This window comes from Rhodococcus sp. ARC_M5, from assembly GCF_022810405.1.
Taxonomy (GTDB): domain Bacteria; phylum Actinomycetota; class Actinomycetes; order Mycobacteriales; family Mycobacteriaceae; genus Rhodococcoides; species Rhodococcoides navarretei.
Genome location: NZ_JALGQE010000005.1, coordinates 325,931 through 352,071, shown reverse-complemented (window position 1 = coordinate 352,071; position 26,141 = coordinate 325,931). Strand labels below are relative to the sequence as shown.

The window sequence follows — 26,141 nt, the reverse complement described above, 5'->3', positions numbered from 1 at the left end:
CAGGACCAGACATACGCGGTCGAAACGTCACTGTGACGTAGCTCGGTCGAAGACAGTCCCGAAAACTCGCAATTCGACCGAAAAATATTGTGATGCAACACATTTGAATGATCGGCTCCACCCGACGGGACAGGTGATCGCATCGCAGGACTGTAGCCTGCGGAACGACCCGTGTGACATCCTGGTCGAGGAGCGGATCGGCTCCGATCGAGAATTCTCGCGGAGAACGAGAGCACGAAGGCTGAGGTAAGTGGTGTCGGCGATGGTGACCGGAGTGACGCTCGGTTCGTTCGAGCACTTGCCGACGCATTCGCGGCGGTGCAGCTTCTGGGTTCTCGATCCCGCGTCGGAGAGTTCCTCGGTCGACCTCGAATTCGAGAACGAAGTGTGGCTGTCGACCATCATGCTCGAATGGGGGTCGTGTGGGCAGTTGCTGTCCGTCGACGGCACCACGATCGGATGCGCCCTCTACTGCCCACCCCGCGCAGTCCCTCGCGCAACGACGTTCCCGACATCTCCGGTCAGCCACGACGCCGTTCTGTTGACCCAACTGAGGATCGATTCACCGGACGACGCCGACCTACACTCGGCCACGTTGATTCAGGCAGTGGTCGGTGATCTCGTCAATCGTGGAGTCCGAGCACTCGAGGCGTTCGGTATTCGGCGCAACGCCGACGATGCTGCGTCGGTGGTTCCGAACGCCACCGCACAGCTGACGTGTTCGGCTTCGACGTGCATGATCGAAGCGGACTTCCTCGAGAAGGTCGGCTTCGAGGTGATCGCTCCCCATCACAGATTCCCGAGACTGAGGCTGGAGCTCGATCGCGATCACGGATGGAAGCAGGACGTCGAATCGGCGCTCGAACAACTGCTGATCGCAGCCAGTATCTCCGTCGTCGACATCGAGCAGAAGTCGACGGTCGGAGCGCGCTGACAGAACTCGGTCGTACGCGTCGACCGGGTCGAGGTCAGGGACGATCGGCTGCGGCGAGCTCTTCGGCCAGAAGTTCGGCGAACGTGAACGTTCCGGTCGGCTGATCGTCCTGACCCAGCAGGTACAGCCGCTTCACGGCGATCAGAATTGCCTCGGCGATGATGTCGCGGTACCGAGGGTCGCTGAGAACATCGACGTCGGATTCGTTGGTGAGGTAGCCGAGGTCGATCTGTATGGTCGGCATGTTGGTCAGCCGCAACAGATCCCACGTCCGGCCGTGGCTGCGGCAATCGAGAAGCGGTGTGCGAGCTACGATTTCACGCTGCACATAACTGGTCAGTACCTGGCCGATCATGGACGTCGAACCGTGCGAATTGCCGAAGTGGAAACTTGCGACGCCGTTGGCCACCGGACTGGTGCTCGACGCGCATCGCAACGAGATCATCAGATCGGCGCCCCAGGCGTTGGCCGTCTCCGCGCGATCGGCGACAGAAGGATTGGTGCCGCGCGCACGAGAAAGGAAGGTCTCCATTCCGGTCGCAGCCATGCGGCCTTCGAGGCGACTGGCCAGGTCCCACAGAATCTCCGACTCCGACACTCGGCCCAGCGGACCGTCGACGATACGGCCGGTGTCGGCTCCACCCAGATCGGGATCGATGACGATGCGCTTGCCGGTCAGCTGTGGTCCGGACTTGCGGACGAGTTCTTCCTCGCTCATGGCGTGCGGGGAGCCGCCCGTGACCCGCGTGCCGAGAAGATCGAGCGAACGCAGGGTGGCGGGCCCACAGATGCCGTCAGGCGACAAGCCGATCTCACGCTGGAACGAGGACAGGCCCTCGTGCGTACGAGGACCGAAGAAGCCGTCGACGCGCTCGCTGTAGAAACCGAGATCCTGCAATCGCGTCTGCAGAGAGGCGACATCATCGCCGTACAGCGGAGCAGACAACTGGTAGATGAGGGTTCGCGCGCCGAGGCGGTACGACGCTTCTTTCAGCGCGCGGTAGGTAGCCGGGCCGACGACGCCGTCGACCAGGAGGCCGCGGTGTTGCTGGAAGGCGCGAACAGCACCGTCGAGAGCTCGGTCGAACACGGAGCCCGGAGCCGTCCAGTGGCCGTCGTCCATCGGGCCGGGCGGGACCACGGCCTCGTGGAGGAAACCGAGAGCCGAGAGAGTGCCGCGGACCTCGGCGACGGCGGGTCCGGAATCGCCGTGACTGAGCTCCTGCATGCTGGAAAGACCCTCTCGATCGTCCTGACGGCTACCGCGGTTCGGTGCACTGATGTGCCGACGCCAAGCATCGGCACATCAGATGATTGTCGCAGAAAGACGCGCTTCTTCGGCAATCCACACCAATCGAGGGTGAGTCAGATAACGCCTTCGAGGTCCTTGAGCAGTGCGGCCTTGCCCTTGGCACCGACGATCTGCTTGACCGGCTTGCCACCCTGGAAGAGGATGAGCGTCGGAATCGACATGACCTTGAAGTCGCGCGCAGCCTGCGGGTTGGCGTCGATATCGAGCTTGGCGATGGTGAGCTTGTCCTTGTGCTCGGCCGCGATCTCCTCGAGGACCGGAGCGACCATCTTGCACGGGCCGCACCAGGTGGCCCAGAAGTCGACCAGAACGGGCTTTTCGCTGGTCAGCACATCGTCGACGAACGATGCGTCGGTGATGGTGACTGTGCTCTTGTCGTCGGACATGTGTATCTCCTCGATGTGTGAAACTCGGTGGTGGTCAGGCGTTGACGGCGTCGACCGGCTGGTCGGCGTGCTCGAGCGTGTTGCTGGTGATGTCGCCTTGCTCGGCCAACCAGCGCTCGGCGTCGATCGAGGCGGTGCAACCCGTACCCGCAGCGGTGATGGCCTGCTGATACACGTGGTCGACGAGGTCGCCGGCAGCGAACACGCCCTCGATGGAGGTGGCCGAGGACGGCGAGGCGACCTTGACGTAGCCGCCGTCGTCCAGCTCGACCTGGCCCTTGACCAGTTCGTTGCGGGGATCGTGGCCGATCGCCACGAACATCCCGGTCACGTCCAGGGTCGTCTTCTCGCCGGTCACGGCGTGCTCGAGTGCAATCCCGGTGACGCTGGTGTCGCCGAGGACCTCGAGCACCTTGGTGTCGGTGAGGAAGCGAATCTTGTCGTTGTTCTTGGCGCGCTCGAGCATGATGCGCGACGCCCGGAACTCGCTGCGGCGGTGCACGATGGTGACGCTGCGCGCGAAACGGGTGAGGAAGGTCGCTTCCTCCATGGCGGAATCGCCACCACCGATGACGGCGATGTCCTGATCGCGGAAGAAGAATCCGTCGCAGGTGGCGCAGGCGCTGACGCCGCGGCCGAGCAACTTCTCCTCGCCCGGGATGGACAGGTAGCGAGCTGCTGCGCCCATGGCGAGAATGATCGCGCGTGCGCGGTAGGTCTCACCGCCTGCGGAGGCCGTCTTGATCGGACCCGTCAGGTCCAGCTCCTCGACGTCCTCGGTGCGGATGTCGGCACCGAATCGGCCGGCCTGCTCGCGCATCTGCTCCATCAGATCGGGGCCCATGATGCCCTCGCGGAAGCCGGGGAAGTTCTCGACCTCGGTGGTCGTCATCAGCGCGCCGCCGAACTGCGTTCCCTCGAACAGGATCGGTTCCAGTTCTGCGCGTGCGGCGTAGACGCCTGCGGTGTAACCGGCCGGTCCGGAGCCGACGATGATGAGATCGTGAACCTTGGGGGTACTCAATGCAGACCTTCCGATCTTGTGCGGCGTGTACGGCCGTCGACACCCGAGTGCACAGTGCACACGACGGTCGACGTACATCTGATCAACACCACCCTAGAGGCAGTTGTTCCCCGGTGAGAGATGTGTCAGCCGATATCGCGGCGCGTCAGGACATCGGGGTTGGCCACGCCACACTCGTTGCCCACGGCGAGGGCGATGAACTGTGCGGGCTGCGCTCCGGCGAGGACCAGCAGAGTGCCGTCTCGGCCGTCGACCCGTACCTGACTCGATCCCAGAACGGTGGTGGCCGGATCCACATCGTTGGACCGCAGACAGGCCGCGAGATCGACCGGATCGGCCAGTGCGCCGGGATCGCGCTTGCCGATGATGCCGAATGCGACACCGGAATCGAGATCGGCGGAATCGAGAACCAGAGCGGAATCCGGACCCGGTGACGGGTCGGCAGCGATCGACTCGGGTTCCTCGGGGGTGTGCCAGACCGTTACGGCCGCGAGCGATCCGGCCGCGAGAAGTGTTGCCGCAGCGGCGATTCGGAGTACCGTACGGTGCCGTCGCGGACGGAGTGGGACGACGACGCCCACCGGGGGCGTCGACTGTTCGACCGTGTGAATCGTGCGATCGATCTGCCGAGCGACCTCGGCCGGAATTGCCAACGTTCCGTTCGGATCCTCGCCCATCTCGTGCAGTCGGGCCGACACCGCGTCGAGACCGGCAAGTACGCGCATCGATTCCTCGTCGAGTCGAACCAGCGGCCACAGACGTTCGCTGACGTCCTCGGGAAGCGCGTCCGCATGCAGCTCGGCCAGCAGCTCCGGCGAGAACGGGGCATCGGGTAGCGAGTCGGTGCTCGACGACACGTTCCTGCCTCCCTTCGCCGAATCTGCTTTCTCTCTCACACGATATAGACGCGAGGGGTCTAGATTCGGTTCCCCGCGTCTTTCAAGTAGGCGAGCTGCGTCGACAGTTTGAGTCGGCCGCGGGCGCATCGACTCTTGACGGTACCGGTGGGAACGCCGAGCAATTCGGCAGCGTCGGCCACCGAGTAGCCCTCCATGTCCACGATGACGACGGCCGCGCGCTGATCCGGCGGCAAGGTCATCAGAGCCTGTCGAACGAGAATGCTCGTCTCCGTCTCCGAGATTCGGTCCCTCGGCGACACCGGCTCGTGACTTTCGTTCTCGCTCAGAGGAACCGAGGGCCGTGCCTTGTTTCGGCGGATCCGGTCGAGGCACGCGTTGACGACGATCTTGTGCAACCAGCTGCGGACGGCGGCGTCGGCGCGAAACGACCCGGCCGTGCGGTGCGCAGAGAGCAACGCCTCCTGCAGAGCATCGGAGGCGTCCTCCGGCGTGTAGCTGGTGCGGCGGGCCGTCAGCCACAGATGTTCGTGGTGTCGGTAGATCAGCGTGGCGAAGGCGTTCGGCTCCCCGGCCGCGTGGGCAGCGAGAAGTTCCGCATCCGTGCGCCCCCCCGGCACCGAATCGGCACGTTCAGTCATACGAAAACGGCTCCCCCCGTGTTAACGCATTGGGGGGAGCCTAGGCCATCGAGACCGTGAAGTACGAAACGAACCCGTTTCAGCTACCGAAAGTTGGATTCAGGAGTCGAAACCGATCTCGGAGATCGATGACGCGATCCGGCCGCCCTGCTCCGACAGCGTCGTGATCCAGACAAGCACGTTTCCGGTGGGCTCCGCATCGGTGAGAGGGATGTCGGTTCTACCGTTCTGCAGGGTGGCTTCACCGAGCAGCGTGGTGTCGCTGAGGCTGGGAGAGTCGCTGGGGGCCGACCTGATCTCGACGACGGTTCCCGGAGACGTCGATTCGATCCACGCATTCTGCAGTGTCGACGACGGGATGGACACGAGCAGCCCGACGCCGTTCTTCAGAGCCGGGAACTGCTGGAAGTACGAGTCGGTCGTCCACTCGGTACCGGGGTCGTTGTCGATGACGTTGGAGGCGGTGCCCGGGTTGTCGGCGGAACCCTGGGGGGAGAACACACCGACGTCGTTCATCGCCACCGGTCCACCGGTCGGAGCCGGGGGTGCCGCGGGATCGGCCGCGGGCGGTGCCTCGGCCGGAGTCGTCAGGCCGAATTCCTGGCTGTCGAGGGGGGTGTCGGTGTCGTTACCGGCAATCGAGGTGAACAGCCAGAAGCCGGCGAACGCGAGAACGATCACCGTCAGGGCACCGAGTACCGCGATGGCGATGTTGGTGCGCATCGACTTGGCCTTCTCGGCGGCAATTTCCTCGGGATCTGCGAGCGAGTGCCCACTGGCACCGGGTGCCCGCTGGCCCAGCCGTAGAGCCGGCATCAGATCGGTCTTGTCGTTGACGACGGCTGCTTGATCGAGGACGTGCTGCACGGTGGCAGCGGTGCGGATTCCGCTGTTCTGTTCCAGCGCCCGCACTGCGACGGCGGAGATCTCGAACGGCACGTCCGGACGGATCTGCCGCGGTTCGAGCGGCGCACCCTTGTCGTCACGGTCGGCCGGACGCATACCGCCGACGCTGCGGGCCGGAGCTGCATCGCCGGATACGACGGCACCGCCGGTGGTCTCGGACAGCGGCCACCTGGCGGTGATCAGGGCGTAGAGCATCGCGCCGAGTCCGCGGACGTCCGAGCTGGGGTCTGCGTCGGCCAGTGTCGCGGGGAACGCGAGGACGGCATTGCCGCTGGTGCTGATGCGGACGCGATCCGGGTGGTCGATCGACAGTGCACCACCGCTGCGGTGCGCCGCTTCGGCGGCTGCAGCGAGAACCTTGATCGCGCGAGCAGCGCCGGTGGGGGCAGGGACGGTGTCGGCCATTTCGCGCAGTGATCGGCCGGGCGTCCATTCGGCGACGACGATGCCGCCGGAGCTGCCGCGCACCACGTCGAGCACACGTGCGAGGCCGGGCGAGTTGATCCGACCCAGACGAAGCGTGCGCGAGAGAATGGCCTGCGGTCCCTGCGTGCGGTCGTCGGTCGACGCGGTGGACTGTTGATCGGCGTCGACGAATGTCAGCGCGACCTCGCGGTCGAGTTTGACGTCGTGGGCCTGCCAGAATTTGAGCCCGCGCGCGCCACCGTGCGGGGTCAGCAGTCGGTATCGTCCGCCCGCAACCGAGGCACCGGGAATGAGCGTGGGGCCGCGGAGGGTGCGTCCGGGAACGCTCGCGGGAGCGGCCGCAGCGGACTTGTCCGCGCTGGATGCGTCGGTCGCCGTCGCGGGTGTCACCGTGGTCTTCTCGGAATCGGCGTCCGACTCGGACTTCGGCTCGGGCTCGGACTCCTGCGTCCCCTTCTTCTCGATGGGGCCTTCGACCGGCAGTTTCGCCTTCGAGATGGACACGGTCTTGTCGGTCGGACGCGCCGCGAGGGCGGCCTTGGAGATGGAAATCGTCTTGTCGGCCGGCTTCGGAGCAGGCTTGCTGTCAGCGGACTCGGTGGCCTCGGCGGGAGTCGCCTTGTCGGCCGACTTCTCGTCGTCCTGCTCGGGAGTCGTGGCTGCATTCTGTGCCGGTGACTTCGACGCAGGTGATGTCGACGCAGGGGTCTTCACGGGTTCGCTGCGGTCCTGGGTGTCGACTTCGACTCCGCCGCTCGTTCGGTCGGCTTCGTTTGCTGGAGACTGTGCCGGCCCCCCAGCAACATCGTCGTCGGTCACTGTTACTCCTTCAGGCGAATATGCCCCGTGTCGTTCTGCGAACGGTCGACCTGCGGAGGCTTGTGCCCCCGGGTGCCGATGACCAGGGTACGGGAGCCGATCCCGCGCAGTGTCCCATGTGGGCTCGGTTCGAATAACCGGAATCACGCCCGTTTCTGCAGCGGCGAGATCCGCCTCCTGTGGTGCCGTCCCCCCGCGGAATCTGCGAACGAGCCGGCTCAGGGCCACGGTGACTGCCAGAACCTCGGGAATCTTGCCGAACCAGAGGATCGAGAACGTGATGCCGAGCATGATGACGGCGTCGATCGCGACGCGGGCGAAGTTGCCGACCCAGCCGTTCATCAGGGCGTCGAGACCCAGGATCCGGTCGATCGCGAGCATGGCCGCACCACCGGCGAGCGAGGCGATGAGGACCAGCCAGATGGTCTTGCCGACGTTGGCCATCCGCAGGTTGCCCAGGCTCTTGTGCAGCAGATATCCGCCGATGATCGCGCCGACGGTGTATCCGAGACCGGTGGCCGTTCCGAGGAGCAGCACCACCTGATCCGGTTCGGACGCAACGATCGGGGCGAGCAGAGACAGCCCGATCTTGACGGCGGTGATGCCGAGGATGATCCACGTCGGCGTCCAGGCCTTCTCCCGGGCGTAGAAGACCCGGAGGTGAATGAGCACCAGGGCGTACGGGATGAGGGAGAACGCCGACCAGCTGACGGCTTCGCCGAGTCTGGGTGCGACCTCGGCGAACCGGCCGAAGCCGTACAGCGCCTCGCCCACCCACGGCCCCGCGAACGTCAGGAACACGACGATCGGCACCAGTGCGACCATCGTCAGGCGGGTGGCGACCGAGAGATCGTCGACGACGGACGGGGTGTCGCCGTTGGCGGCGTTGCGGCTGAGCCTGGGCATGATGGCCGTCAGAACCGTCACGCCGAGGATGCCGTAGGGCAACTGCAGCACGATCCACGCCTGCGAATAGATCACGTTGCTCGCATCGTCGGTGCCCGACGCGATCCTGGTGGCCACGATCAGCCCGATCTGGCTGATGACGACGTAGAGCACGATCGCCGCGGCCATCGCGCCGAACTTCTTCAGGCGCTCGTCGAATCCCCACAGAGGACGCAGGTCGATGCGTTCACGGCGCAGCGCCGGGATCAGCGCCACGACCTGGGTGATGACACCGGCGGTGACGCCGAGGCCGAGAACGAGAATTTTGGGGTTGCTCATTTCGATCGTGTTCAGGGTGATCTCGCCCGGCACGAAGGGGTACAGGGCGAAGACGGCGAGCACGACCAGGTTGTTGAACACCGGTGCCCAGGCACCGGGCTTGAAGTTCTGCCGGGTGTTGAGCACGGCCGTGAGTAGGCCGGAGAGCCCGTAGAACATCAGCGCGGGCAGCACCAGATAGGTGAACGCGATGGTCAGGTTCTCGTTGACCTTCGGATCGCCGTCGAGCATCAGTCGCGCCAACAGCGGGGCTGCGATCGTTGCGGCGAGCGCCACGGTTCCGAGCAGCGCCACCGCGATGGTGAAGAGGCGTCGTACGAACGCCCGTCCGCCGTCGGCGTCCTCCTGCTCCGCCCTCACCAGCACCGGAACGACGATCGCTCCCAATACCGCGCCGAGAACGAGCTCGGAGATCATGTTCGGCAGAATCGTCGAGACGGTGAATGCACTGGCCAGCGCCGCGCCGAGGGTAGCCGTCATGGCTACTTGCTTGGCGAAGCCGGTGATGCGGCTGATCAGGGTCGCCACCGCGATCGAGCCCGACGCGGCCAGCAGTGACTTCTGCGGTTTCGGTTCCGGTCGCGGTGCGGACTCGGGTCCGCTCGGCGGAATCTCCGTCGGCGGAACCGTGCCGGACGGTTGCTGCGGGTAGTCCTCCTCGCGGAACCGCGGAATGAGCTGGGTGACGGCGTCGTCGGCGGCGGGCTGACCGTCCAGCGGCGGCGGTGCCGGGTACGACCGCAGCTCCGGCCGCGACTGCCGTTCCCAGGGTGCGGACCGCGGTGGCGTCGTGCGTCGGAACACCTGCGATGCGGGCATCCGCGACCGCGGCAGGTCGCCGTCGTACGGGACGTTGCCTGTCATGGTCTCTCGTACCCTTCGTCGGCCGGGTCGGGTTGACCTCTGAATCGATGCCAGAGGCGTCGACCTGCAAGTAACAGTAGGAGAGCGCCGGCGCAGGCGGTAATGACGGCCAGCGCCTGGCCGTATGCGTTCGATCGCACGGACACCGTCGACACTTCACCGAGCCGGGAACCGTCGAGGGTCGTGACCGAGAAGTCGACGGACAGGTTGCGGGTGTCGTCCACCTCGGCCGGCACGGTGATGGTGCGCGATCCGCGGGCCGGAAGTTGGTTCACGCCGACGTCACTGATCGTCATCTCCGGCGGCGCATCGACTCGAAGCAGCACGTTGACCGGGACGGGAAGGTCGTTGCGCGCGACGAGGAGCAGTGGGCTCTGTTCAGAGGCGAGGGTGTAGACACCGCCAGGTGCCAGCACGGTCACCGAGCCGTAGATGGTGTCCAGTCCGATGCGGGTGGCGGTCAGTCGATCGCGCGCCATGGCTCCGGTCTCCTCGCTGACGGCGCTGGCGCGACCCGCCGTCGACAGTGCGCGCAGCATGTCCTCGCGCAGCGGGGCGGTGTACAGGCGCGGGGTCAGCGCCGACTGGGGATCCTCGACGAGCGATTGCATCAGCGTGTCTATCCGGGAGCTCTGCGATCGCACCAGGTCGATGGTTCCGGCGTCGAGCTCGGTGGCCGCGTCGATGCTGGTCACCGGTAGTCCGGAGGTCGGCTCGGCGAGCAGATCGGCCAGTGGGCGCGGCGTCGCCAGACCGGAACGCAGCAGCGAGGACACCGTCGACAGAATGGCCGACGGCTCGTCTCCCCCGGCGGTCCAGTACTGCGGGGGCGCGACGGTGACGCTGCGTCCAGGGCGATCCGCCCCGACGAGTGCATGGAAGTTGACGGCTCCGAGCGCGTCCTGCAGGCGTGCGGTGCGCGAGTCGGCGGCCAGGTCGAAGCGTTGCTCGGCAGGGGTCAGAGCGGGCGTGGACGGGATGTCTCCGACTCCGGCCAACGCCGCCGCAGTGGCCGAGTCGTAGTGGGTGGCGGCCAAGGTTTCGGTCGGCTGGGTTTCCGACGGCTGGGTGTCGGTCGACACCAGTAGTGACGTGGGTGCCGAGGTGGGCGGGCTGATGCTGTTGTCGGCGACCAGCACGGTGTCGGTGCCGGCCGATCGCAGGGCATCGGCGGTGCCGGCGTCGACCCCACCGGTGGTGCTCCAGGTGAAACCTCGGGTCGAGCTGATGCCGAGGATGCCGTCGACGATGTCTGCCGGGGCGCTCACGGCGCTGTTCAGCAGGGTGGAATCGCCGATGTCGGCCACCGCCCCCAGATCGGTCTGGGCGAACGGCATCGCCGTCACGCAGCTGCTCGACGCGACCGTTTCGAGTCGGGACAGCCATTGAGCTGCCGCTGCGCTTCCCGTGCCCTCCCGGGTCGTGCCTGCGGGATCGGCCGGGTTGTCGACGACGAGGTAGCCGCGGGTCATGTTCGAGACGGTGACGAGTAGATCGGGATCGATGCCGATACACAGGCTCGACGCCAACTTGCCGTCGGGATCCAGGCCCGGTTGCGTCGCGAATTCGACGGCTTTGAGCAGGGTGTCGAGACGTCCGCCATCGGCGAGTTCACCGGCGAGTTCGTCGTCGATCAGCCGAACGCGTTCGTCGACCGAGCCGGGAATTCCGGCAGCCAGACGAGGGATGTCGGCCAGCGGCCACAGCACCGTCATGGCGACAGGATTGCGAGTGTTGGGAGGCAGCGGCATCGCGTCGGGAGCGGTGGGGTCCAGTTCGCCGGGGTTGCGAGGTAGTCCGACGACCGGGAGGAGAAAGCGGGCGTCGTCGAGCCGTGCGGTTCCGCCGTATTCGGGCGTGCCGTTGACGTTGAGCAACAGCGGGTAGACGCCGGGTGCCTCGATTCCCAGTGAGGGCTCGGTTGTGCTGCGCAGTTGCATCGACATGTCGAATTGGCGGCTCTCGTCCTCCTCCAGGGACTCGGCGACCGTGACGAAATCTCCGACGCGATCGAAGCTGTCCTGGTCGAGGGTCAGCGAGGTCCGCAGGCCGGCCGTGGTGTCGACGGCGGTAGCAGCCTGCATGCGCACACTGACGTCGTCGACGCGTCGGTCTCCGGTGTTTCTCACCGTGGCGCGAACGGTCACGAACGGATCGCTGCTGGTGGTGACGGTGGAGGGCGCAACGGTCTCGATGCTCAGCGTGAGGAACGGGTTACCGGCCTGCGTCATCGGAGTATCGGGAACCGCGCTGGTGGTGGCGCTCGAGTCGCCGACGGAGGCGTCGGGTTGGGCTGCGGCATTCGGAAGTTGCTCGGGGATCAATGCCGCAGTGCCGATGGCCGGCGCGACCGCAAGCAGAAACGAGGTCAATGCGGCGGCAGTGACCTTCCGGACCCGCACGCTCACTTCCCGCCGGGGGTGGGTGCGGTCGAGTGGCCGCCGCTCGTGTCGCCGTTGTTCGTGTCGTCGGTGTTCATGTCATCGATGAGGCGGGTGGCGATGGCGGCGAGTTTGCGTTCGTCGGCGTAGGCGAGTCGAGACGGGAGTTCGTTCAGCGGGACCCACGCGACCTCGGTGACCTCGAGATCCTCGTCGGAGAGTTCGCCGCCGAGGAATCGGAGCAGGTAATGGTGGACGGTCTTGTGGACGCGTCGGCCCTCGGTGACGAACCAGTAATCGATACTGCCCAGCGAGGCCAGGACGGTTCCGCGGATGCCGGTTTCCTCGGCGACCTCCCGCATTGCCGTCTGTTCGGCCGTTTCACCCTGTTCGATGTGACCCTTGGGCAGGGACCAGAGGAGGCGTCCGCGACGGTCGGTGCGGCCGATGAGGGCTGCGCAGCGCTTGGCCGGTGGCCCGTCGAGGCCGTCGACCACCAGGCCGCCCGCCGAGGTTTCGCGGACCGTCCGCAGCTTGGGTGCTTGGGTGTCGGCGCGTGCCTGACGCCGCCGCGGGTTGCGGCGGCTCCTGTTCGCACGTTCGGCAGCAGACACCCGATCCATACTAGTTGCCTCTGCGCACTCTTCGACCGTGCCGCACCGCGGTCAGTGGCCGAGACAATCCGTTCGGTGCAGCGCCAGTAGGCTCTTCCACCGTGGCCGATCAGTCCCTGTCCTCCGTTTCCGACGAGCACACCGATGCCCGGCGGGAGAGGTTGCTGGCCGGAGCGGCGGTGACGCTGCGTGAACTCGCCCCGGTGTTGACTCCGCTCGGCGCGCTGTTCGCCGCGGCCGGGCACGAGCTGTACCTCGTGGGCGGAACGGTGCGCGATGCGGTTCTCGGTCGACTCGGAACCGATCTGGATTTCACCACCGACGCCAGGCCGCAGGACGTTCAGTCGCTGCTGGCGGACTGGGCCGACCATCAGTGGGACACCGGTATCGCATTCGGAACCATCAGTGCGGCCAAGGACGGCCAGACGATCGAGATCACCACCTATCGCACCGATTCCTACGATCAGGTCTCCCGCAATCCCGAGGTGCAGTACGGCAACAGCCTCGAAGAAGACCTCGTTCGACGCGATTTCACCGTCAACGCCATGGCGGTCCGTCTCGGAGCCGACGGCGGGCAGGAGTTCGTCGATCCGCTGGGCGGCATGGACGCTCTGCTCGAGGGCGTACTCGATACCCCGTCGGCACCGGAAACCTCGTTCGGTGACGATCCACTGCGCATGCTGCGGGCCGCTCGGTTCGTCTCCCAGCTCGGATTCACGCTGATGCCTCGGGTGCACCGAGCCATCGAGGACATGGCCGAGCAGATCGACCGCATCACCGCCGAGCGAATTCAGGTCGAGCTGGACAAGCTGATACTCGGCGACTACCCGATCGACGGCATCGACGTGATGTGCGAGACGGGGCTGGCCCAGCGCATCATTCCCGAGGTCCCGGACATGAAGCTCGAGATCGACGAGCATCACCAGCACAAGGATGTGTACTGGCACTCGCTGACCGTGCTCAAGCAAGCGATCGATCTCGAGGACGGCGACCCCGATCTCGTATTGCGTTGGGCCGCACTGCTGCACGACATCGGCAAGCCCGATACCAAACGAAACGAGCCGGGCGGCGGGGTCAGCTTCCATCACCACGAGGTCGTCGGGGCCAAACTGGTGCGGAAGCGTATGCGCGCGTTGAAGTATTCGAAGAAGATGATCGAGGACGTCTCGCATCTGGTGTTCCTGCATCTGCGTTTCCACGGCTACGGCAAGGGTCAGTGGACCGACTCGGCCGTGCGCCGCTACGCCACCGATGCCGGCGAACTACTTCCCAAGCTGCACAAGCTGGTCCGAGCCGACTCGACGACGAGGAACAAGCGTCGAGCTGCGGCTCTGCAGGCCACCTACGATGATCTCGAAGAGCGCATCGCCCGCATCGCCGAGCAGGAGGACCTGGCGCGGGTGCGGCCCGACCTCGACGGCAACGCGATCATGGAGTTGCTGAACATTCCGGCCGGACCCGACGTGGGCAAGGCCTGGAAATTCCTGAAGGAACTGCGCCTCGATCGTGGTCCGCTCTCCCGCGAGGACGCCGAAGCCGCGCTGCTCGAGTGGTGGCCGACGCAGTAGCGCGTCCCGCGCACGTGCACAAAACTTCGTAGCCCACTACGAACTTCCGCTCACGACGAGCGAAGCTCGGCCTTGACCAGGTACACGTTGTAGCTGTCCCACTCCGAGACGGTGAAGTACAGGTCGTTCGCCGTCGACCACGGGTGGATGAAGCCGCCGTAGGTCTTGGGGTACTCGGCGGTGTCGATCAGGGTGGTCGGTGCGGTCCACTGGCCCTGCGGCGAATTCGATTCGCGCAGAACGATGTCGCCGCGTAGCGGATCGAGATACGTCATCCGCCAGAGGCCACGGGCTTCGTCGTGATGGACCGACAGTTCCCCGGCCATACCGTCGGCGATGGGGGTGGCGTCGTTCGATCCGACCGGAGCCCAGGTGCCGTTCACCCAGTATTGGTAGGCGGTCTTGTTCAGCACGTCCGCCTTCGCGACGCGGGCGAGCCCGACCTGCCCGGCGCGTCCGTTGACGGTGCCGAACATGTGGACGTACTCCCCCGCCGGGACCATCGTCGAGACCTGGAACTTGGAGAAGCCGAAGAGGTTGTCCCACTTGGCATGCTCGTCCTTCACCCAGGTGGACCCGTTGTCGTCCGAGTAGGCGATGCCGCCGTAGTTGGTCCACCACATGCCGGGGATCGTGCTCCAGCGCCGAATGGACATGTAGGACATGTACTGCCGGTCGTCGATCGCGAAGCCGGAGGTGGGAATGACCGTGGTCTCCCAGTTCTTGATCTTGCGCGACGGCAGCAGTTCGGCTGCGTGACAACGCGAATCCTGCACCATCGAATCGAGGGTCATGCCGTCGGACAGGTCGGTGTCGGTGCTGTGTCCCAGCACATTCGAGCGCCAGTCGTCGCCGCCGACGACGCCGAATTCCCAGCCCTTGCCGAACGAATCGCCGAACGCAACGGCGACCTCGCCGGGCTTGCTCTCCCACATGATGCCGAGGTCGGTGCCGTCGACCTGCCAGCGCTTGTCGGTGCGGTTCTCCGATCCCGGTCCGGTCAGCTGTGAGACGACCTCGACGTGTCCGACGGCAGGTTCCACCGGCGGTACCGTCGTCGGGCCCGGCTCCGCCGCGCTGACGGCGGGAGCGGGCGGCGGGGTGCCCGGGGCACCACCGGGGCCGGGAATCGGGATGGGAATGGGTTCGGCCTGCGGGTCGATCTCGATGCGAGGAAACGGCAGATGGTCAGCAGAGCCGGTTCCCGATATCGGTGAGTCGGCGTCGTCGGTGAGATCTGGGCACGGGTCCGCGCATGGGTCGGTCAGCGGTTCCGCCTGCACGCGGGTGTTGTTCGGGGCCGGGTCGGGGACCGGCACGAGTTCGATCGACGGATACGGCACGGGGATCACCACGCGGTCCGGCAACGGTGGCAGCTGCGGCGGATTGCCCGGCCCGATGGGCTCGGGTGGGTAGTCCTTGGGGTCGAATCCTGTTTCGCCACAGGAGTTCACCGGCGGCGGCGGGGCTGCGAACGCGGGGGGCGCCGCAAGAACGGCCGTACCTGCGGTAACTGCGAGGATGCAGCCGATCGACGTCGTGCGGCCGTACATGCGGTGCCCCCGTGCTCTCCGACGAAACCTGTCGGTCCGATACGGAAAGATACACCACGTCAGCGGCGTGCGCGCCTGGTGTTCAGCACCGCCGCGGCCAGGCCGAGGGCGTAGATTCCCGCTCCGACGAACACCAACGTGTGCGCGGTGGGGTCCCGGCTCAGATCGGTCGTGTCGGGGCCGACCGCGAAGGCCGCAGCGGCGAGGGCGGCGACGAACGCCACGTTGAACACGGTGTCCTGCAACGCGAAAACGCGGCCACGATGGTCGTCGTCGATCTCGATCTGCATGGCAGCATCACCGCTGAGTTTGACGGACTGTCCGGCGATGCCCAGGAGAAAGGCCCCGATCAGCAGGCTGGTCTGCGTCAGGCCCGAGACGGCTCCGAGTTGCGCCACGATGGCGAGCACCAGTGCGGCAGCGATCGTGCGGGTGCGCCCGAACCGCGGAACGGCGAAAGGGGTGATCAGGGCGGCGAGGAACATGCCCACCGCGGTGGCCCCGACAGCGATACCGAAGCCGGCGAGTCCGCCGGGAAGCGAGCTCTCTACTGCGCTCTCGCGAAGTATCAACACCATGATCAGGGTGTTGATGCCGAACACGATGCGGTGTGCGCAGATGCCGAGCATCGCGGTCGTGACCCCGGCGGAGCGCCAGACGGCCTGTGCGCCCGATTTCAATCCTGTCGCAACGTCTTTCAGGGGACTGTCGGTGTGGCTCCCGATACCCGGACCGAGAGACCGCGGGCGGAACCGCGCGGCAGCGGCAGCCCCGACGACCGATCCGGTGGCCGCGAGACCGACGGCGATACCCGAGCCGAGATCACCGGCGCCGACGACCCCGATCACCGCGACCGCAAGGCCCGCACCTGCCGCTGCAAATCCGGATCCGACGGTGGCCAGCACCGAGTTCATCGGCACCAGCCACGATTGTCGAACCACGTGGGGTAGCGACGCCGACGCCCCCGCGAGTACGAACCGACTGAGCCCGACGGTGGCCAAGGCCAACAGCAACAACGGTGTCGCGTCCACCCCGGCGCACAGCAGGACCGCGGTGGTGATGATCAGCACGATGCGAACGATGTTGGCCCACAGCAGGACCGACCGGCGGTCCCAGCGGTCGAGCAGTGCTCCGGCGAACGGTCCCACCAACGAGTACGGGACGAGCAGCACGGCGAATCCTGCCGCGATCTCGGCCGGATTCGTCGCGCGCTCCGGATTGAACAGAATGGCACCGCTGAGCGCGGCCTGGAACAACCCGTCGCCGAACTGACCGGCGAACCGAACGGTCGTCAGCTTGCCGACCCCCGGGGATTCGCGCAGTCGGGTACGGAAGGAGGCGTCGTTCACCGACGGGACTTTAGCCCCCGCCCGTCATACGGAGACGGCGGGAGTCGCGGCCCACCACTTCATCGTTGCGGCCGCACCGTCGACGAGGGGCGTGGGCTGCTGCCCGAGGATCGCTTCGCTACGGCTCGAGTCGAGGACGTAGGGGTAGCGGAACTGGTAGAGGGTGTCGCCGAGCTCCTTCATCGGACCGGGCACCGTACTCAGCAGTCGCAGTGCCCAGGTCGGAATGACGCCGACTTTCGGGGTCGGTACTTGTGCTGCAGCCGAGAACATCTCGATCATTGCGCGCTGCGACACCGCAGGTGCGGTCGGTGCATGCAGGACGGTGTTCCACATCGACGGTGACGCCGCGGCCGTGATCATCGCGGCGGCCAGATCCGGGACGTAGGTGAACGAGTGGGGCAGATCGGCAGAGGCCATGACGCGGATCGGCTTACCGGTCAGAATGGGTGCGATCACCCGTTCACCCATGTGCGAGGTCAACACGCGCGGTCCGTAGAAATCCGAGGCGGCGACGCTGACGGTGGGGGTCGAGTGCGCGTCGCGTGCGGCGAGGAGTTGGGTTCGTACTCCCAATTTCCGGAATGTCGCGTCGCGGGGTGAATCCTCGCGGATCGGTCCGTCGACCCGGCCGTAGGCGTACAGACTTTCGGGGAACGCGACGACGGTGCCCGCGGCCGCGTCGAGCACGCGGTTCTCCATTGCGGCGAGCTTGTCTCGCCACACCGTGTTCTCGTACGCGACGTGGGTGCAGTGGTAGACGGCGGTGGCACCGCTCAGGTGGGGTCGAAGATCGTCGGATTCGATGTCGACGCCGCGGCGTTCGATGATCGGGTGCTCGGGTCCACTGCCGGTACGGGTGAGCACCCGCACCGAATGCCCCTGCGCAGCAAGCTGTTCGGCGACCGTCCAGCCGACGGGTCCGGCTCCGGTGACGACGTGAAGTTCGGTCATGATCGCTCCATTCGAGGTAAGCGAGAGCGGTGCTCTCTGATCTGTCGAGTGTGCACCCGTCTCGGCAATAAAGCAAGAGCACTGCTCTCTCGAAAGAGCAGGAGTTACTGTGAGGGCTATGGCGAGTACTCCCCGCACGCGAGCCCGTGCGCAGACCCTGGCCGACATCACCCGCATCGGACGCGAACACCTGGCCGCGGACGGCGCGGCGGCCCTGTCGTTGCGCGCTGTCGCACGGGACCTCGGCGTCGTGTCCTCGGCCGTCTACCGATACGTCGCCAGTCGCGACGAGTTGCTGACCCTGCTCGTCGTCGACGGATACACCGAGCTCGGTGACACCGTCGACGCAGCGGTGGACGCGGCCGACGGACCCAAGGAGAAGTTCCTCGCGCTCGGCCGGACGGTTCGGCAGTGGGGCTTGCGGGAGCCGGCGCGCTACGCGTTGCTGTTCGGCAGCCCGGTGCCCGGTTACCACGCCCCTGCGGAGCAGACCACCGGTCCGGGCACCCGGGTGATCAGCACGTTGGTTGCCGTCCTGCATTCGGCATGGCAGACCCGGCGCCCGGAGGTCGAAGCCGATCCGCCCGAACTGGCCTCCCTGCACGGCAGCTTCGAGGACATCCGCCGGGAGATGGGAACAGACCTGCCCGACGAGCTGATAGCCCGGGGAGTGATGGTGTGGGCGTCGTTGTTCGGGGCCATCAGTTTCGATGTGTTCGATCAGTACGGTGCCACGACGTTCGCCAGCAGGGACGACCTGTTCGAGTACCAGTTGGGACTTCTGACGAAGATCGCCGGGCTCGACTAGGAGCAGGGGCGGGAGTGGAGCCTGCGGAACGACCCGTGGAAGGCGGGAGTGGAGCCTGCGGAACGACCCATCAGAACTGGCCGCGTCGCTTGCGCCACATCCGCGGGTGCGCGGTGCCACAATGACTAGCGTGGCAGCGCATGCGGAGGAACCCGAGGACCAGACGGCGTCGGCCTTACGCGATGTCCGTCCCGGCAGTCTGCTGGTGTCGTCCATCGAACTCGTGGAGCCCACTTTTCGACGCACCGTCATCTACATCATCGAACACAACGACGCGGGCAGCCTCGGGGTGGTGATCAACCGTCCCAGCGAGACCGCGGTGCAGAACGTACTGCCCAACTGGTCCGAACTGGCGGCAAAGCCGCAGGCGCTGTACGTCGGTGGCCCGGTCAAGCGCGATTCGGCCCTGTGTCTGGCGACGCTGCGGACCGGCGTCTCGATCGACGGCATTCCCGGTCTGCGACGCGTCGACGGCCGAGTGGTGATGGTCGATCTCGATTCCGATCCTGCCGAGATCGCGCCGTTCGTGGAGGGTGTGCGGATCTTCGCGGGGTACTCGGGCTGGACGTTCGGTCAACTCGAAGGCGAACTCGACCGAGACGACTGGATAGTGTTGTCTGCCTTGGCTTCCGACGTGATCGGCCCGCCGCGTGTCGATCTGTGGGCGCAGGTCTTGAGACGTCAACCGATGCCGTTGGCGCTGTTGGCATCTCATCCGATCGACGTCGACCGTAACTGAGTGCTTCGCAGTGGCGTGGTTAAGTGCCACCCCGGGCACCTAACCGCACCACTGGCGCAGGCACTAGTGGGAGAAGGCCCTCGCGCTCGAATGCCCGCCTGATGTCAGTCCAGCGATCACCTCGTCGATCGCTATGCACAGCATGCGACCCAGGTCCGCACTGAAGCCTTCTCGGACGACGATTCTGAGTACGGCGACGTCGGTTGCGTTGTCGGGCATCGTGTATGCCGGTACCTGCCAACCGCGAGCGCGTAGTTCGTGGGACACGTCGAAGACGGTGAACTCGCAGTGTGCTTTCAGCATGAACGAGAGCACGGGGATGGCCGATCCGTCGGTGATCACCTCGATGTCGGGATGGTTGTCGAGGTGTCGGCTGACGCGAACGGCTGTGTCGCGCAATGCTTTCATGATGTCGGTGTAGCCGGACCTGCCGAGGCGCAGGAAGTTGTAGTACTGCCCGATCACCTGGTTACCCGGCCTGGAGAAGTTCAACGTGAAGGTGGGCATGTCTCCGCCGAGGTAGTTGACGCGGAAGACGAGGTCCTCGGGCAGGTCTTCCTTGGTTCGCCAGACGGCGAATCCGATTCCCGGATAGGTCAGTCCGTACTTGTGGCCGCTGGCGTTGATGGACTTGACGCGAGGCAACCGGAAATCCCATTTGAGTTCCGGATACAGAAACGGAACGACGAAGCCGCCGCTGGCCGCGTCGACGTGCACCGGTACGTCCGGCCCGCCACCGCCGGCGATCTCGTCCAGTACGGCGCAGATCTCCTGCACCGGTTCGAGTTCTCCGGTGAACGTGGTGCCGAGGATCGCGACGACGCCGATGGTGTTTTCGTCCACCGCGTCCCGAACCTGTTCCGGGGTGATGACATAACGTCCGCGTTCCACGGGGAGGTACTTCGGCTCCACGTCGAAGTAGCGGCAGAACTTCTCCCACACCACCTGAACATTGCTGCCCAACACCAGATTCGGAGTGCCGGTACCCGCTCCCCTGGCCCGCCAGCGCCATTTGAGTGCCAGCCCCGCCAGCATGACGGCCTCACTGGATCCGATGGTGGAGACCCCGGTGGCCGACGACGGGTCCTCGCGATCGAGTCCGGGCGCATGGAACAGATCGGCGACGATGTTGACGCAGCGTTCCTCGATGGCGGCGGTGGACGGATACTCGTCCTTGTCGATCATGTTCTTGTCGAACGTCTCGGCCATGAGCTTTTCGGCCTGTGGATCCATCCAGGTGGTGACGAACGTGGCCAGATTCAGTCGCGAGCTGCCGTCGAGCATCAGTTCGTCGTGGATGTAGCGGTAGGCGGCGTCGGGATCGAGCTGATCCTCGGGAAGTCTGAGTGCGGGTACAGGATCGGTGGCGAGCCGGCCGGTGTAGGCCGCAGAGACGATACCGTCGGCATGGATTTTCCTGGTCATCGTCTTCTCCCGTGATCGGCTCGACTGTCACCCAATCTAGTCCGCGACGCTGCTCACCGGGCTCTGTTCTGGTTCCGGTCGTCGTGCGAAATGCTGAGCGATCACGGTGCACACCATCAGCTGAATCTGGTGGAAGATCAACAGCGGCAGCACGATCAGTCCGACGGGTTGGCCGACGAACAGCACTGCGGCCATCGGCAGCCCGCTGGCGAGGCTCTTCTTGGAGCCGCAGAACAGCAGTACCAGCCGATCCTCGATGGCGAAGCCCAACCATTTGCCTCCGTACCAGGTGATGGTCAGCACCAGGGCGAGCAGCGCTGTGCACACTGCGACGACGACGCCGATGCGCCACACCGCTACCGAGGACCACACGTTCTGGTTCATCGATTCGCTGAAGGCGGCGAAGACGACCAGCAGGATGGAACCGCGGTCGACGAGCTTCGTCGGCGCGCTGTGCCGGGTGAGCCACCCCGTCACCCAGGGCCGGATCAGCTGACCGACGGCGAACGGGAGCAACAGTTGGACCACGATGTCGAGGATCGAGCTCGGGTCGATGGTCATCGAACCGGTGGTGGTCATCAGGGCGATCACCAGCAGCGGGGTGACGAACACACCGATGATGTTGGAGAACGAGGCACTCACCACGGCACCGGCGACGTTGCCGCGGGCGATGGAGGTGAAGGCGATCGAGGACTGCACGGTCGAGGGGACCAGGCACAGGAACAGCATTCCGGTGTAGAGGTCGTCACTGATCACGCCGGGGACGAGAATTCGCAAGGCCAGCCCGAGCGCCGGGAACAGGAGGTACGTACACGCCAGGATCACCGAGTGCAGCCGCCAGTGCTTGATGCCGTTCCAGGCGTCGCGCGGTGAGAGTCGCGCGCCGTAGATGAGAAACAGCAGGGCGATGGCGATACGCGTGACCCAACCCAGTACGTCCTCCGCCGTGCCGGTGGCCGGGAAGAGGCTCGCCAGCGCTGCGACCGCGAAGATTCCCAACAGGAAGGGATCCAACACGGTATCCCGCAACAACTTCACCCGGCTAACTTAATCCACCGAGGTGCTGCGAGTCCGCGCGGTCAGGGTGTTGAGAGTTCCGGCAATCTTCTTCGCGTCGGCAGAACCGATGGTGAGCCGGTCTCCGTTGGCGAACGTGACGAAGGCTGCGGGGCCGGCGTCGGTGGCGACGGCGTAGTTTCCGCGTCCCTTGGCCCGCAGACCCCAACCGCCGAAATCCTTCGACGGGTCGACCGTCCGAACCGATGCCCCGGTGATCTCGTCGATGTCGTAGTCGAATGCCGCCATCCCCAGGCTCGAGACATAGAGGCCGTCGCTGTCGATGTGCACGGTGAAGCGCAGCAGCGACAGAATCAGAATGGTCAGTGGGGCGAACAGGAAGACCGGCCAGAGCGATCCGGACAGGTAGCACGTCAGAGCGGCCCCGGCCAGAGACACCGCCACGACGGTGATGCCGGCGACGCGACTGGCTCCGACATGGACCACCAGCGGTAGCTCGGGACTGCACCGCGGCAGATCGGAGTGCGGAGGCGACGTGGCGACGGTGCGTTCGCGGTGGTCGCGCAGCCTCGATGCGCCGAACAGCCCGGCAGCGAACCCGACGACGGTTCCCACCGCCATGGCCCAACCGGGGATGGTGACACTCTGCGCGGTCGCCATGTCGAGTTCGCGAACGAGGGTCGCGATCTGCAGCACACCGATCGTCCCGACGACGGTCAGCCCGATGATCAGCATCGTGCGCCGCATGATCAGCAGCACCCGAGCCAAGGATGCGACGGCGCTGCACCCGCCGCCCACCAGCACGATTGCGATCGCGAGGGTCCAGGCGTTGGAGAGCGGGTTGGAGAAGTCGTCCGGTTCGGTGCCGCTGAAGTGAGTGGCGACCTCCTCCGGCAGACGGCCCTGCCACAGGTACGCCAGGACGAGTCCCAGTGCGGCCACGACAAGGGGCACGACAACGCCGAAGACGACCCCGGCCGGGTCGAAGGTGCGCAGACTCTTCTGTTTCATGCGCTCAGCTCGGCTGGCAGGCGTCCTTGAGGCTGCAGGAGATGCACGAGTGACCGCATCCGTCGGCCTCGGCGGGTGCCGGCACTGCTGCGGCTGCGCGGGCACCGATGGATCCGCCGGCTGCGGCGATGAACAGCGCGGCCACGAGGGCAACGACCACTCCGACGACGGCTGCGATGCCGTTCAGTGCGAGTGCGGCTACGCCGCCGATGGCCAGTACCAGCGCAGATGCGGCGGTAGTGGGTCCGGCGACACGGTTCGCGAGGACGAACGTCTCGTCGTCGCGCATTGCCTCGGGGGTACGAACACCGGCGAAACGATTGCGCGGGAGCCGGCCGAGCAGTGACAGGGCAGCGACAGCCCCGACGACGAGGGCGAGCACGAACAACACAACCGAGACGATGACCACCTGGCCAGGATACGGCGCAGCGAGGTCCTGGTACCAGGCGGGCCGCGTCACACTTTAGGCTGGTAGGTGTGACCGATTCCGTTGAAGCACCCACCGAGTCCGCTCCCGAGTACCGCTACACAGCCGAACTCGCCGGGCGCCTCGAGCAGCAGTGGCAGGATCTGTGGGAGACGCAGGGCACTTTCGACGCGCCCAACCCGGTCGGAACGCTCGCCGGAGAGGTCCCCGACGACAAGCTGTTCGTCCAGGACATGTTCCCGTATCCCTCGGGCAGCGGCCTGCATGTCGGGCACCCTCTCGGCTACATCGCCACCGACGTCTTCGCGCGCTATCACCGCATGCAGGGTCGCAACGTGCTGCATGCCCTGGGGTACGACGCGTTCGGTCTGCCGGCCGAGCAGTACGCCGTGCAGACGGGCACGCACCCGCGCAGCACCACCGAGGACAACATCGTCAACATGCGACGCCAGCTGCGACGCCTCGGCCTCGGCCACGATCGCCGACGGTCCCTGGCGACGACGGACGTCGATTTCTACCACTGGACACAGTGGATCTTTCTGCAGATCTTCAACTCGTGGTTCGACGCAGACCTCGGTAAGGCGCGGCCCATCGCGGAACTGGAGGCGGCGTTCGCCTCGGGTGAGCGGGCCTTGGACGACGGCCGCTCCTGGGAGTCGTTGACCGTCGGCGAGCGCCGTGAGGTGATCGACGGCTTCCGCCTGGTGTACGAGTCCAACTCGATGGTCAACTGGTGCCCCGGCCTGGGTACGGTGCTGGCCAACGAGGAGGTCACCGCGGACGGACGCAGCGACCGCGGAAACTTCCCCGTGTTCCGAAAGAACCTGCGGCAGTGGATGATGCGGATCACCGCGTACTCCGACCGACTGGTCGACGACCTCGAGTACCTGGATTGGCCCGAGAAGGTCAAGACGATGCAGCGCAACTGGATCGGACGCTCTCGCGGTGCGCAGGTCTCGTTCTCCGGCATCGAGGTGTTCACCACTCGCCCGGACACTCTGTTCGGCGCGAGCTACGTGGTGCTCGCCCCCGAGCACGAACTGGTCGACGGGCTGATCGCTCCCGAGTGGCCGGCGGATGTCTCCGACACGTGGACCGGCGGGGCCGCCACTCCCGCGGAAGCCGTTGCGGCATATCGCGCGTCGATCGCCGCCAAGTCCGATCTGGAGCGGCAGGAGAACAAGGAGAAGACCGGCGTCTTCATCGGTGCCTACGCGACAAACCCGGTGAACGGCGAGCAGGTGCCGGTGTTCATCGCCGACTACGTGCTGACGGGCTACGGCACCGGTGCGATCATGGCCGTACCCGGCCACGATGCGCGTGACTGGGAGTTCGCCACCGCGTTCGGTCTGCCTGTGCGCGAAGTCATTTCGGGCGGCGACGTCACCGAGGCAGCGTACGTCGGTGACGGCGCGCTGGTGAACTCCGGCTTCCTCGACGGTCTGCCGGTCGACGAGGCCAAGGCCGCCGTCATCGCACGCCTGGAAGCGGACGGCACCGGACGCGGCACCATCCAGTACAAGCTGCGCGACTGGCTGTTCGCCCGCCAGCGCTACTGGGGCGAGCCGTTCCCGATCGTCTGGGACTCCGAGGGCAACCCGCACGGCCTACCCGATTCCGCCCTGCCGGTGGAACTTCCGGAGGTCGAGAACTACGCACCGGTCTCGTTCGACCCGGACGACGCGGGCTCCGAGCCGTCCCCGCCACTGGCCAAGGCCGTCGAATGGGTCAACGTCGAACTGGATCTGGGCGACGGGTTGCAGACCTACACCCGCGACACCAACGTGATGCCGCAGTGGGCCGGTAGCTCCTGGTACCAGCTGCGCTACATCGACCCCACCAACTCCGAGGCCTTTGCGGACCCGGAGAACGAGAAGTACTGGGTCGGTCCGCGTCCGGAGATCCACGGACCCCACGATCCGGGCGGCGTCGATCTCTACGTCGGTGGCGTCGAACATGCGGTGTTGCACTTGCTGTACTCGCGCTTCTGGCACAAGGTGCTCTTCGATCTGGGTCACGTCAGCTCGAGCGAGCCGTACCGTCGGCTGTACAACCAGGGCTACATCCAGGCGTACGCGTACACCGACGCCCGCGGGGTCTACGTGCCCGCGGCCGAGGTCGTCGAACGCGACGGTGGCTACTTCTATCAGGACCAGCCCGTCAACCGTGAATACGGCAAAATGGGTAAGTCCCTGAAGAATTCGGTCTCCCCCGACGAGATCTTCGCCGAGTACGGTGCCGACACCCTGCGGTTCTACGAGATGTCGATGGGCCCGCTCGATACCTCCCGGCCGTGGGCGACGAAGGACGTCGTCGGCGCACAGCGATTCTTGCAGCGCGTGTGGCGACTGGTGCTCGACGAGGTGACCGGCGAGGTTCGCGTCACCGATGCCAAGCCCACCGAGGACACGCTGCGAGTGCTCAACCGCGTGATCGACGGCGTGCACGCGGATTACGCTGCGCTGCGCGACAATACGGCCGGTGCCAAGCTGATCGAGCTGACCAATCACATCACCAAGGCGTACCCGGACGGTGCGCCGCGTGGGGTGGTGGAACCACTGATCCTGATGCTCGCTCCGCTGGCGCCGCATCTGTCCGAGGAACTGTGGAGCAAGCTCGGTCACGAGAAGTCGTTGGCACACGGGCCTTTCCCGCGCGTGGAGAAGAAGTGGTTGGTTGCCGATACCGTCGACTACCCCATCCAGGTCAACGGCAAGGTCCGCAGCCGCATCACCGTCCCGGCCGATGCCACGAAGGACGACGTCGAGAAGACGGCACTGGCCGACGAGAAGATCGTGGCCCTGCTCGACGGCAAGGCCCCGACGAAGATCATCGTGATCCCGGGTCGAATGGTGAACATCGTTCTGAAGTAGCTCTCGCCGAACTCGAAGTTATGGATGAA

At 65.9% G+C, this 26,141-nt stretch carries 20 protein-coding genes; 5 read left to right on the top strand and 15 right to left on the bottom strand.

Translation table 11 applies throughout. From position 1 onward, the window contains the following. Positions 1-253: 253 nt before the first annotated feature. A complete protein-coding gene (locus tag MTX34_RS11040) occupies positions 254-934 on the top strand; it encodes a GNAT family N-acetyltransferase (RefSeq protein WP_243595737.1) in 681 nt (226 codons plus the stop codon). A 34-nt stretch (positions 935-968) separates the two neighbouring features. Here the strand turns inward: MTX34_RS11040 and MTX34_RS11035 are convergent, their stop codons facing one another. The 8 genes from MTX34_RS11035 to MTX34_RS11000 all read right to left on the bottom strand — a co-directional run bounded on the left by MTX34_RS11035 (position 969) and on the right by MTX34_RS11000 (position 12,388). Then, positions 969-2,162 carry an N-acetylmuramoyl-L-alanine amidase gene (locus MTX34_RS11035; protein WP_243595684.1) on the bottom strand — a complete coding sequence of 398 codons (1,194 nt, stop codon included), beginning with the start codon at positions 2,160-2,162 and terminating at the stop codon, positions 969-971. A gap of 137 nt (positions 2,163-2,299) precedes the next feature. After that, positions 2,300-2,632, bottom strand: coding sequence for a thioredoxin (trxA, locus tag MTX34_RS11030; protein WP_008711582.1), 333 nt, complete (start codon positions 2,630-2,632; stop codon positions 2,300-2,302). 34 nt (positions 2,633-2,666) lie between these two features. After that, positions 2,667-3,656 carry a thioredoxin-disulfide reductase gene (gene trxB, locus MTX34_RS11025; protein ID WP_243609474.1) on the bottom strand — a complete coding sequence of 330 codons (990 nt, stop codon included), beginning with the start codon at positions 3,654-3,656 and terminating at the stop codon, positions 2,667-2,669. A 125-nt stretch (positions 3,657-3,781) separates the two neighbouring features. Further along, on the bottom strand, positions 3,782-4,513 hold the full coding sequence (locus MTX34_RS11020) for a hypothetical protein (protein ID WP_243609473.1): 732 nt from the start codon (positions 4,511-4,513) through the stop codon (positions 3,782-3,784). Between the two features lie 59 nt (positions 4,514-4,572). After that, entirely contained in the window at positions 4,573-5,154 is a 582-nt protein-coding gene (gene sigM, locus MTX34_RS11015) for an RNA polymerase sigma factor SigM (protein WP_243595680.1), read from the bottom strand. 99 nt (positions 5,155-5,253) lie between these two features. Then, complete coding sequence (locus MTX34_RS11010) at positions 5,254-9,393, bottom strand: lipid II flippase MurJ (RefSeq protein WP_243609472.1); 4,140 nt, start codon at positions 9,391-9,393, stop codon at positions 5,254-5,256. Next, positions 9,390-11,795, bottom strand: coding sequence for a glycoprotein (locus tag MTX34_RS11005; RefSeq protein ID WP_374639353.1), 2,406 nt, complete (start codon positions 11,793-11,795; stop codon positions 9,390-9,392). Before MTX34_RS11005 ends, MTX34_RS11010 begins: the two co-directional genes overlap by 4 nt. 2 nt (positions 11,796-11,797) lie before the next feature. Then, on the bottom strand, positions 11,798-12,388 hold the full coding sequence (locus MTX34_RS11000) for an NUDIX hydrolase (RefSeq protein ID WP_243595677.1): 591 nt from the start codon (positions 12,386-12,388) through the stop codon (positions 11,798-11,800). Between the two features lie 101 nt (positions 12,389-12,489). Between MTX34_RS11000 and MTX34_RS10995 the strand changes: the two genes are divergently transcribed. Beyond that, a complete protein-coding gene (locus MTX34_RS10995) occupies positions 12,490-13,956 on the top strand; it encodes a CCA tRNA nucleotidyltransferase (RefSeq protein ID WP_243595676.1) in 1,467 nt (488 codons plus the stop codon). A gap of 50 nt (positions 13,957-14,006) precedes the next feature. Here the strand turns inward: MTX34_RS10995 and MTX34_RS10990 are convergent, their stop codons facing one another. The 3 genes from MTX34_RS10990 to MTX34_RS10980 are packed head-to-tail and all read right to left on the bottom strand — an operon-like array spanning position 14,007 to position 17,812. Next, positions 14,007-15,509, bottom strand: a complete 1,503-nt coding sequence (locus MTX34_RS10990) for a DUF4185 domain-containing protein (RefSeq protein WP_243609470.1) — start codon at positions 15,507-15,509, stop codon at positions 14,007-14,009. Between the two features lie 59 nt (positions 15,510-15,568). After that, positions 15,569-16,858 carry a hypothetical protein gene (locus MTX34_RS10985; protein WP_243609469.1) on the bottom strand — a complete coding sequence of 430 codons (1,290 nt, stop codon included), beginning with the start codon at positions 16,856-16,858 and terminating at the stop codon, positions 15,569-15,571. Positions 16,859-16,882: 24 nt separating this feature from the next. Continuing rightward, positions 16,883-17,812 (bottom strand): NAD-dependent epimerase/dehydratase family protein, encoded by a 930-nt coding sequence (locus MTX34_RS10980; RefSeq protein ID WP_243609468.1) that lies wholly within the window; start codon positions 17,810-17,812, stop codon positions 16,883-16,885. 118 nt (positions 17,813-17,930) lie between these two features. Here MTX34_RS10980 and MTX34_RS10975 point away from each other — a divergent pair, with 118 nt between their 5' ends. After that, entirely contained in the window at positions 17,931-18,620 is a 690-nt protein-coding gene (locus MTX34_RS10975) for a TetR/AcrR family transcriptional regulator (RefSeq protein WP_243595672.1), read from the top strand. 121 nt (positions 18,621-18,741) lie between these two features. After that, positions 18,742-19,359: a YqgE/AlgH family protein gene (locus MTX34_RS10970; protein WP_243595671.1), complete on the top strand. Its 618-nt coding sequence runs from the start codon at positions 18,742-18,744 to the stop codon at positions 19,357-19,359. A gap of 63 nt (positions 19,360-19,422) precedes the next feature. Here the strand turns inward: MTX34_RS10970 and MTX34_RS10965 are convergent, their stop codons facing one another. Genes MTX34_RS10965 through MTX34_RS10950 form a run of 4 tightly spaced genes read right to left on the bottom strand, consistent with a single transcriptional unit; the run spans position 19,423 to position 23,221 of the window. Beyond that, positions 19,423-20,784, bottom strand: a complete 1,362-nt coding sequence (locus tag MTX34_RS10965; protein ID WP_243609467.1) for a glutamate decarboxylase — start codon at positions 20,782-20,784, stop codon at positions 19,423-19,425. Positions 20,785-20,820: 36 nt separating this feature from the next. Further along, on the bottom strand, positions 20,821-21,822 hold the full coding sequence (locus MTX34_RS10960; protein ID WP_243609466.1) for a bile acid:sodium symporter family protein: 1,002 nt from the start codon (positions 21,820-21,822) through the stop codon (positions 20,821-20,823). Positions 21,823-21,831: 9 nt separating this feature from the next. Next, a complete protein-coding gene (locus tag MTX34_RS10955) occupies positions 21,832-22,812 on the bottom strand; it encodes a DUF1648 domain-containing protein (protein ID WP_243609465.1) in 981 nt (326 codons plus the stop codon). Between the two features lie 4 nt (positions 22,813-22,816). Then, a complete protein-coding gene (locus tag MTX34_RS10950; protein ID WP_243595736.1) occupies positions 22,817-23,221 on the bottom strand; it encodes an SdpI family protein in 405 nt (134 codons plus the stop codon). A gap of 68 nt (positions 23,222-23,289) precedes the next feature. Here MTX34_RS10950 and leuS point away from each other — a divergent pair, with 68 nt between their 5' ends. Next, a complete protein-coding gene (gene leuS, locus MTX34_RS10945; RefSeq protein WP_243595668.1) occupies positions 23,290-26,112 on the top strand; it encodes a leucine--tRNA ligase in 2,823 nt (940 codons plus the stop codon). The last annotated feature ends 29 nt before the right edge of the window (positions 26,113-26,141 follow it).

Excerpts from the sequence above, each read along its gene's own strand:
- MTX34_RS11035 (WP_243595684.1), bottom strand. The coding sequence starts at position 2,162 with ATGCAGGAGCTCAGTCACGGCGATTCCGGACCCGCCGTCGCCGAGGTC.
- trxA (WP_008711582.1), bottom strand. The coding sequence starts at position 2,632 with ATGTCCGACGACAAGAGCACAGTCACCATCACCGACGCATCGTTCGTC.
- sigM (WP_243595680.1), bottom strand. The coding sequence starts at position 5,154 with ATGACTGAACGTGCCGATTCGGTGCCGGGGGGGCGCACGGATGCGGAA.
- MTX34_RS11010 (WP_243609472.1), bottom strand. The coding sequence starts at position 9,393 with ATGACAGGCAACGTCCCGTACGACGGCGACCTGCCGCGGTCGCGGATG.
- MTX34_RS10990 (WP_243609470.1), bottom strand. The coding sequence starts at position 15,509 with ATGTACGGCCGCACGACGTCGATCGGCTGCATCCTCGCAGTTACCGCA.
- MTX34_RS10980 (WP_243609468.1), bottom strand. The coding sequence starts at position 17,812 with ATGACCGAACTTCACGTCGTCACCGGAGCCGGACCCGTCGGCTGGACG.
- MTX34_RS10975 (WP_243595672.1), top strand. The coding sequence starts at position 17,931 with ATGGCGAGTACTCCCCGCACGCGAGCCCGTGCGCAGACCCTGGCCGAC.
- MTX34_RS10970 (WP_243595671.1), top strand. The coding sequence starts at position 18,742 with ATGACTAGCGTGGCAGCGCATGCGGAGGAACCCGAGGACCAGACGGCG.
- MTX34_RS10965 (WP_243609467.1), bottom strand. The coding sequence starts at position 20,784 with ATGACCAGGAAAATCCATGCCGACGGTATCGTCTCTGCGGCCTACACC.
- MTX34_RS10955 (WP_243609465.1), bottom strand. The coding sequence starts at position 22,812 with ATGAAACAGAAGAGTCTGCGCACCTTCGACCCGGCCGGGGTCGTCTTC.